The following is a 9,150-nucleotide window of genomic DNA, read 5'->3' as shown; positions in this document are numbered from 1 at the left end:
AACCATCAAAGATATGACTAGACTGGAGAATGTAGGCTCCTGCCTGATAAAGTTCATCCGAGGTTAGCTCTTGCCCATGGTAGCGAATCCGACCATGACTGGGCTTAATTTCACCATAAATTAGGTTCAGTAAGGTGGTTTTCCCAGACCCACTTTCTCCGATAATAGCAATCTTTTCGCCTTCCTCAATAGTTAGGTCACAAGGGGCTAGAATTTCTTGACCATCACGCACTACACTTACTTGCTTTAACTGGATAGGAAAGACAGAACCTTCGAGAACAGAAGGCATTTCAAAGCCCACTCCCAGCAATTTTTGATATTTATCACAGAGAGACTTAGCTGATTTTCTAGTATTGATAAAATAAGACAACTCCTGAAATTGATAGCCAATATTATACGATACGAGGTAAATCCCTACAAAGCTGGCTGCAGATAGGTAGTTATAATAGGTCATGAAACCACCAATGACAATAGGCGCGACCGAGCAAAAAGCATCAATTCCATTGATAAAGAGACTATTTATTGTCCGTTGCTTCTCATAGGCGATTTCTTCCTTTAGAGTCTTATGCAAATCTTTAGAAAACAATTTGAAAAACAAACTTTGTCCCCGATAATACCGTATGGAACGAGCACCTGCGATCATATTGGTTGCTTGAGAGACATAGACTTGGTTCGCTAGGGACTTCTCCTTCGTAATTTCATCCAAACGTTTAGAGCCAATTCCACTACAAAGAGTAGGTATCGAATAAAAAACGATAAAGAGCAAGCCAAGATAAAAATTAGTCCAAAGAGCATAACAGATAGAAACTGTTGTAAATCCCAAAGAAGAAATGATAATAACAGTCGGCTCAATATAATTATCTTCTAGCTGTTTTACATCATTTTCCAAGTCTGACAAAACTTCCTCATCCGCAATCCGACGACTATATAAGAAAGTCTGAAAGATATCCTTCTTAATACCCAACTTGAAGTCTGTCAGTACTCGTGCATAGTAATAACGTTTCCCCGCCAAACCCAGCAAGAGAATCAAATTTCCAATAATCCCCCAAACCAAGACTTGCCATAGCAAATGCAACTGGTGATTGGTAAAACTAGAGACAATATACTGAATCAAAGCTGGTGTAATGATAGCCTCCAGCCAAGTAATCATAATCGCCACAAAATAGAAGAATAAGTGCTTCTTGGTTACATAAGATCTAAGCATAACGTATAAACCTCCTGAAATTATTTACCAACTTAGATAGTCGCTCTTTATCTCTAGAAAGGTATATAATTTGTTGTATGCAGTATTCCATAAGTTCTGGCTTGTGGCATTCTATGAATTCTCCATTCTCGTTAATGACAGTGGAATAACCATCAATTACATTGGCAACACATTCTATACACATACCTCTACACCAGCAATCTTTACACTTAGAAAAATTATCCTTATTATTAAATGTTTCAACATTTGGACTATTATGACTCCCCCAGAATCTAAAGCACAACTTCTTACTTCCATCTACGTCAAAAGTAATTGTATTGGAAGGATCAATATCATCGCAGAAAGTATGGTTTGTACTCTTGTAAATCATAGATATTAAAACATCGTATAAGATTGGGCTAATAAATGCTTTCTCATTACAATCAATTACATTCTGAATAGATGTATCTATAAAAGTTTTTCTTTCCGATAAACTTTTTTCCATTTCTTTAACAATAAGTACTTTATTTTTACTGAAGACATCATTAACATTAAAATGAACATCCATCTCAGTAAAATATTTGAAAATAGCTTCTCTACTAATACCATTTTTTTGATGAATACGAGTATACGTTGATGCAATTTCGAAATTATCATAATCAATACTTTTTAAATACTTAATGAATCTCAGAGTCTTTCTGTGACTTCCTTTTCCCCTTAACCTATCATGAACAACCTCTGGTCCATCTAAACTAATTGTTAAAAATGGATGAAATTTATTTAACATATGCTTTACTCGATGATTCAAAACAGTACCATTAGTAACAGTCTCAACTTTTAATATATTTAAAAATTTAGATAATTTCTCAATAAAATATACAAACAACTCAATATTTAAAAAAGGCTCTCCTCCAAAAAGTATTAATCGATTAATTTGTTTTATTCCCTTACTTACAATTTCCTGAATTATCTTATCAGCAGTATCAAAATCCATTACTCGATTGTCCATGCCATAGTTTCCACCATCAGCATAACAGTACGAACACGATAGATTACAGCTATTTGAAATATTTATTACAACTTTCTTCAAGATTCCATCATCAAGATTATCCAAAGTATTAGACGTATTTTTATATTCAGGTGAAGAAGACAAAGTAAAAGAAATGGAATCAAAATAATATGTACCAAAATCAGTATCAATTTTTTTAATCATAGCAATCCTCATTAATGAAAACAGAGATGGGGAAATTTTTCCCCACCTCGGAAGAAACTATCGACCGCCACCACAAGAATGACTTGGTCCACAGTTATTATTAACAACATAACCTTGATCAAACTCTAAAAGATCTTCAAGGTTAATAACTTGTAGTTCTTCCATTATTTTCACCTCCTATGTTTTATATAGATATCATATTACCATTTTAGGAGCGCTATAAAAAATTCCCTTATACACAATTTATTCTAAATCGTTCAACACTTGTTCTAAATGATGTTCAAACGTACATGCTAACTGTTGACTATTTACTAATTTCATTGTTGCGATACATTTTCTCATCTCAATTAAAGCATATTGATTATGAGTTTTCTTTAAATCGTACAAATTTTTCGCATAATGAAACACTAGTTTTTCATAAATTTCAGTTTCTGAGAAGTTACAAAATTTTAGTTGTTTTTCAAAATAAAGAGCATCTATTAGCTCGTTTCGTTCAATACATGTTATATAGGCATTTAACAACATGGTCGATAGTAAACGACGATTATTTGGAATATCTCTATAAAATTCAGAGCGATGGCACATTTCTTTTGATAAAACCATCATAGTTTCATGATTTAAAACATCTAATGTATTCATAAACAACAACAATTCATAACACCCCCAGTATTCTACAGAAAATAAGTACTCACTGATAAAACTAATATCTTGATCTGTCACATAGATCTTTCCTGATAAGTCCTGTAAACGAATCTTAACCAAAATCGTATTTAGCTCATAAAAAGGGCCTTTCTTCTTTTTATTTTCCAACAAACTAATCAGTAAATTTTCCATACCAACGATATCTCGCTTTGCTACTAATAAACGAATTTTCTCTAACAATTCATTAAAGTCATCTCTATGAAAATCGCGCGCTGCGTATATAAATTCTTCAATTGGCATATTAATTGCTTCAAGTGCTAAAATGAATTTTGTAATAGTTAAGTCAGCTTCTTCATGCTCAAACCTTGACAGGTGAGAACTTGATACTCCACATTTAGAAACATCTTTTAGTGACAGTCCTCTTGATTCTCTAAATTTTTTAAAAATTTTTCCGTATTTCATTTAAAGTACCTCTTAAATTGTGTATAAGGGAATTTATTACAATATCTTGAATAACATTATATCATAGGAGAAAAAGAAAAGAGGTTGCTATTATGAATAAAAAATTATTTTTTTACTTATCTTTAGTAATACTTGGAGGAATCATAGTTATAGGAGTTGGATAATTTCACTCTCTTATAAAAAGGGGCTGGGACAAAAGTCCTAGCCTCTCAATTGTTTTTGGATGTCGAGCAAGATGCAGTGGTTGAGTGGGCTCTAATACGCTGATTTCATCAGCTTTTACAGCCCTACTCAACTGTGCGGAGGTGGGACGATGAAATCGAATTCTAACGAATTACCGATTTCTGTCCCACTCTCTTTTTATAGTGTTTGACGTGCAAATAAATTAACCTAACGAAAACTATCTTTTTAAAATCAATTATTTTAAGGGTCTTTTTTATATCATTCGTAAAGTCAGGTAATGTAAAATAAGTTGTGTAACTGTTACATATTATCTATATATTCTATCTACTTCTAGTCCACAAACATATAAAAAAGAGGCATTTATGTACTGACCCCAAAAAGTTAGACAATTAATTTAAGCAAAGGATTTAGTTCTGTATTGTACAGGACTAAGTCCTTTTAGTTTTACCTTAATTCGTTTGTTGTTGTAGTAATCAATATAGTCGACAATAGCTTGTTCCAATTGCTCAAGTGACTGAAACGTATTCTCATAACCATAAAACATTTCAGACTTAAGAATACCAAAGAAAGATTCCATCATACCGTTATCTGGGCTATTTCCCTTACGTGACATAGATGGTTGGATTCCCTTATTCTTTAAAAAATGATGATAGAAATCATGTTGGTATTGCCATCCTTGGTCACTATGGAGAATTGTATTTTCGTAATGGTTCGCTGTAAAGGCTTGTTCTAGCATAGCTTTCATTTGTACTAAGTTCGGCGAAGTAGAAAGATTGTAGGAGATAACTTCGCTGTTAAAGCCATCTAAAACTGGTGATAAATAAAGCTTTTGGCTGCTTGCTGGAATGGCAAATTCTGTCACATCTGTGTAGCACTTTTGCATTGGTTTGGTTGCTTCAAATTGACGTTGAATAAGGTTATCTGCTTTCTTGCCAACCTCTCCTTGGTATGAAGAATACTTCCGTTTACGACGAATTCGAGCCTTTAAACCAAGTACTTTCATAAGACGCTGCACCTTCTTATGGTTCACTACGAAGCCACGATTTCGTAATTCTAGAGTCATGCGACGATAGCCGTAATTTCCTTTATGCTCAGTATAAATTGACTGAATTTCAGCTTTAACTTGATCATCCTTATCGCTTTGATCCAGCTGTTTTAAGTGATAATAATAAGTTGAACGGGCAAGCTTAATAATCTTTAGAAGGATATCTAAAGAAAACTCTGTTACCAATCCTTGAACAATTTCCGTTTTTCTTCTTGCTCTTTTTCCTCCTTCAATCGGAGTTCTCTCAACTTTTTTAGAACAGCATTCTCCGCTCTCAGGTATTCATTTTCTGCTTGAAGACGTTCTAACTCTGTCATTTCTTCAGGTTTCTTCTTTGGCTTGCGTCCCATTTTAGGTGCTCTCCCTCTTGTTTTCTCAACAATAGTATACCCATTTTTCTTGTATTGTGCCAGCCAATTTGGAAGCATTCCTTGGTTTGGGAGAGCATAATCTAGAGACACCCTTATTTGTGAATGACCTTCAAGCAGAACTTTATCAATAATTTCTCGTTTTAATTTAGGAGAATAATAACGATTCTTCCCCTTTTTGACGAACTCTATACCGTAACGATCAATCAATTTAATCATGTACCTAAGATTAGGAATATTTATCCCGAATATATTTGAAAGCTCTTTGAAGCTTCGCCCTTGTTTTCTAAGTTCATATATCTGAACCTTATCCTTATATGTCAATTTCATAATAAAAACACCCCAAAAGTTAGATTTTTTCTGTCTAACTTTTGGGGTGCGGTTCAGTATTAGATAGAGTAGGACTATCTTATATTCAACTAGATCAAAAAGTATATGAGCTTTCTGGAGGAGAAGCACAACGTGTAGCCTTGGCAAAGATCATTTTAAAAGATCCTCCTCTAATTTTGGCAGATGAATTAACTGCCGCTCTTGATCCTGAGACCTCACAGGAGATTATGGACTTACTCCTAACATTAAAAAATAAGGAACGTCTGATCATTATTGCAACACATAATCCAACCATTTGGAAACAAGCTGATCAAGTGGTAAGCCTAAAAATTAGTCAATGAAGAATAGGGTAATAGCACAGATTTTCATTACGTTACATATTCATTTCCTGACAAAACATCCCGAAAGTTAAGTGCACCGAAATAGATAGATTAATAATTTATCCAAAGGATTTAGTTCTGTATTGCACAGGACTGAGTCCTTTTCTACTATTTGTATAGAAATGTATACATTTTTAATCTATAGTCGTAGAGATTTAGTAAAACTACAGCGCAAACTTCCTCTTGACTAATATGTTTTGATTTCCGTATTTTTTTATAGATCGTACCGTAATCCCAACGCATAACAGCTCCACCTCTAATTATGTGTATATATGTGACATTTTTACATTTCGATATATGTTTAGTATATAATATATATTAAAGAAAGATGTGATAAACGTGAAAAAAATCACTATTTATTCTTTATAGCATCACTCCCACTCTTCAACTTGTTAGATAGTTGGCGATGGTGGGGATTCCATTCATTGAAGGGATGTGTCCATAGATGAACAAAAGAAGCTTCAAAAAAATGTCTCTAATATTTATTTTAGGTATCATTGTAGGTCTATTCTTAATCCCATTACTTAGACCACTTATAGTTGATTGGCTAAAAACTATATTTGGTTAATAGTAACGATAACCTTATTTAACAAAAAAGTTTTCCCTTATATTTTTTAACAGCATTGTTTTGACAAATTAACTTCCACATTTATTGGCGGTAGAAGTTGGTTTGAGAATTTAGCACTTTGATGACTTTAGATCATTATAATCCTACAAGTACAGGTATGACTTTTAGTTTTAGATATTCTCATTAGTTTAATTAAAGGAGATCCGTGTTATGGTAACGAAGTATTACAAGTACATTCCTTGGTTGATCTTAGGAGCTATTGGATCTTATGAATCCGCAACTTATTTTGGACATAGTACATTTGATATACTGTATTTATCTATTGTTTTTATGATTGTTTACGTAGCTTTGTTCATTCTACACGAAAAATATCTGAAATATAAATATAAAGAAATATTTACACAGATTATGAGCAATCCTGAAAAAGATCATCATCATTAGTAAGATATAGCATACTAAAGCACTTCGAGAAATGACCTATTTTTGTCAAAATTCATTTAAGCTCTATTTTCTTTGAGCTTGTAGTTTTATTAGTGAGGGGGGACAAATGGTTAAAGTTAGCGAATATAAAACTTACCTTGTATTGTATGTTAAAAGTATACTCTATCTGTGGAAAACATCGCCATTCAATATTTTAATTTTGATTATCACGATACCGATCCAGGCATTATTGCCTTCGTTATCATTGTATATTGCGAATATACTCATTAATAGAATGAACAACCTGTCACAACAATTATTATTCTTATTGCTTGGAGTATGGGGTGTTGCTTTCCTTTTAAATAATATATTTACGCCGTTAACAACAATGATTCAAGGCAAGTTAACAGATGATCTTACCTATACATTGAACTGTGATATTATGAAAAAGTCTGAGGAAATTCAGACGATTGACTATTTTGAAGACAATAATTTTTATAATGATATTCAATTATTAAGTTCAGAAGCCAGTTGGAGACCTGTGAATTTATTGGTCTTTGGGACTAGTATTATTTCAAATGCAATACTGTTTATTTCAATGCTGGTTATATTTGCATCATTTCATCCAGTCATTGCCTTGCTCATGTTGCTGGTTTTAGTTCCACAAGGGTTGATTTCTTATTCCCTTCAACAGCAAGCTTTTGAAGTCCTTGTTTCCAACAGTGAAGAATCAAGAAAACTGGAATATTACAGTCAAGTTTTGCTATCATCAGAGGCAATCAAAGATGTGAGACTATACAACCTCTACAACTTCTTTATGAAGAAGTATACTCAATCTTTCTCCAGTATAAAAAGAAATATTCAAAAGACAAGGTTAAAAAAATTTAACAGTTCTGTCATTTTTTTGATTTTAACTGCTCTATTAAGTGTAGGAAGTTTTATCTATATCATCTATTCTATCAAAGTAGGACAATTGGGAATTGGAGCTGTAATGCTTTTTTCTTCAAGTATTGTGTATGCAATTAATAGTATGTCAAGATTGATTGAAGATTCTAGTTTGCTGTACGACACCTTGCTTTATATGGAAAAATTTTTCAAGTTTATTGCACTGCCATCAGACTCTAAGAGTGCTACAGTTGCTGTGCCATCAAGTATTGAAAAAATAGATTTCGTAGACGTATCATTTAAGTATCCAACTAGTGAAAACTATGCCTTAAAAAATATCAGCTTCAGTGTCAATAAGGGAGAAAAGATTGCTATTGTTGGAGAAAACGGCGCAGGAAAAACCACATTGATTAAGTTACTTACCCGATTTTACAATATTGAAGAAGGTGAATTATTGATCAATAACATCTCGATTAGCAACTTTGACCCAGAGAAATTTAGGGAAAATGTCTCCGCTATTTTTCAGGATTTTTCTAAATTTGATCTTACCCTTAGAGAGAATGTGGGCATTTCGAATATACAGGAGATCAATGCAGATGATCAAATCCTAAAGGCATTAGAGGACAGTGGGTTTGAAAGTAGTCTATCAGATCTAAATACTATTCTTGGAAAAAAATTTGATCATAGTCATGACCTTTCAGGAGGTCAATGGCAAAAAGTTGCACTGGCAAGAGCTTTCTTCTCTCATTCACCTATACTGATTCTAGACGAGCCTACAGCTGCACTCGATGCCCGAACCGAATATGAATTATTTGAGAAATTCTTAAAATTAACGGAAGGAAAAACCGTATTTTTCATTACACATCGATTATCAAGCGTCCGACAAGCAGATAAAATTTTGTTATTAAGAAATGGAAGGATTGAAGGATTTGATAAACATGACGCTTTAATGAAAACCAACAAATACTATGAAGAGCTTTATACCATGCAATCTTCTTTATATTACAAAGAATTAAACTAACTTTCAATTGCTATCGGTATAAGAGCGTATTCTTATGAAAACAAGCAAAAACAACCGGAAAAGAAACAGTTCACGACTGCTTCTTCTCTGGTTGTTTTTTATACTAACAATTTTTCCGACTTAATTGATAAGAATATAGGATCGGAACGAGAACAATGATGAGGATGACGATCCCCATTACATAAGGGACAGCGAATTGAGGGCCTGCTTCAAGAAGAAGGATCAAACCTCCGAGGACCCACAATTTCCCTGCCAAGCGATGGGTTTTGTGCCAGTTATCTTCACTCTGCAGGGTCCAAGGTAGGCGGATTCCAACCGTGTGATTCACTTTCAACTTAGGCATGTAATTGCCCATGACCACAAAGATGAGCCCTAGCAACACCGAAACAAAAACTGATGGATTGGTAGTAGATCCTAGCGCCTTGCTATAGATGAGATAGGAGATACTTA

At 33.6% G+C, this 9,150-nt stretch carries 7 protein-coding genes and 1 pseudogene; 3 read left to right on the top strand and 5 right to left on the bottom strand.

Annotated elements, in window-relative coordinates:
- The 4 genes from HMPREF3002_RS06700 to HMPREF3002_RS10695 form a co-directional block, all read right to left on the bottom strand.
- Window positions 1-1,204, bottom strand: a 1,204-nt coding sequence (locus HMPREF3002_RS06700) for an ATP-binding cassette domain-containing protein (RefSeq protein WP_070665722.1), incomplete at its 3' end; no start/stop codon positions are given.
- Window positions 1,197-2,396, bottom strand: coding sequence for a streptosactin maturase GggB (locus tag HMPREF3002_RS06695; RefSeq protein WP_023919393.1), 1,200 nt, complete (start codon window positions 2,394-2,396; stop codon window positions 1,197-1,199). The genes HMPREF3002_RS06695 and HMPREF3002_RS06700, both read right to left, overlap by 8 nt.
- Before the next feature lie 243 nt (window positions 2,397-2,639).
- Window positions 2,640-3,500 (bottom strand): Rgg/GadR/MutR family transcriptional regulator, encoded by an 861-nt coding sequence (locus tag HMPREF3002_RS06690; protein WP_023919397.1) that lies wholly within the window; start codon window positions 3,498-3,500, stop codon window positions 2,640-2,642.
- 577 nt (window positions 3,501-4,077) lie between these two features.
- Window positions 4,078-5,426 (bottom strand): IS3 family transposase gene (locus HMPREF3002_RS10695; RefSeq protein WP_141754499.1). Its coding sequence is split into 2 segments (ribosomal slippage): window positions 4,078-4,976 and window positions 4,976-5,426, totalling 1,350 coding nucleotides; the frame shifts between segments, so codons are not numbered across the junction.
- A gap of 56 nt (window positions 5,427-5,482) precedes the next feature.
- On the opposite strand from HMPREF3002_RS10695, the pseudogene HMPREF3002_RS10690 reads away from it, so the two are divergent.
- The 3 genes and pseudogenes from HMPREF3002_RS10690 to HMPREF3002_RS06665 form a co-directional block, all read left to right on the top strand.
- Window positions 5,483-5,767 (top strand): annotated as a pseudogene (locus HMPREF3002_RS10690) (ATP-binding cassette domain-containing protein); the annotation flags it as partial.
- A gap of 817 nt (window positions 5,768-6,584) precedes the next feature.
- The gene (locus HMPREF3002_RS06670) at window positions 6,585-6,815 is read left to right on the top strand and encodes a hypothetical protein (protein ID WP_049492987.1); all 231 of its coding nucleotides are present in this window, start codon (window positions 6,585-6,587) and stop codon (window positions 6,813-6,815) included.
- Between the two features lie 106 nt (window positions 6,816-6,921).
- Window positions 6,922-8,700: an ABC transporter ATP-binding protein gene (locus tag HMPREF3002_RS06665; RefSeq protein ID WP_049492989.1), complete on the top strand. Its 1,779-nt coding sequence runs from the start codon at window positions 6,922-6,924 to the stop codon at window positions 8,698-8,700.
- A 103-nt stretch (window positions 8,701-8,803) separates the two neighbouring features.
- On the opposite strand, the gene HMPREF3002_RS06660 is transcribed toward HMPREF3002_RS06665, so the two are convergent.
- Window positions 8,804-9,150 (bottom strand): SdpI family protein (locus tag HMPREF3002_RS06660; protein WP_141754507.1); only part of this gene is annotated, 347 nt, incomplete at its 5' end.

The organism is Streptococcus sp. HMSC065E03, assembly GCF_001815045.1.
GTDB classification, from domain to species: Bacteria; Bacillota; Bacilli; order Lactobacillales; family Streptococcaceae; genus Streptococcus; species Streptococcus parasanguinis_AD.
The sequence above is the reverse complement of the archived record's forward strand: the minus strand, read 5'-3'. Positions and strand labels throughout refer to the sequence as shown.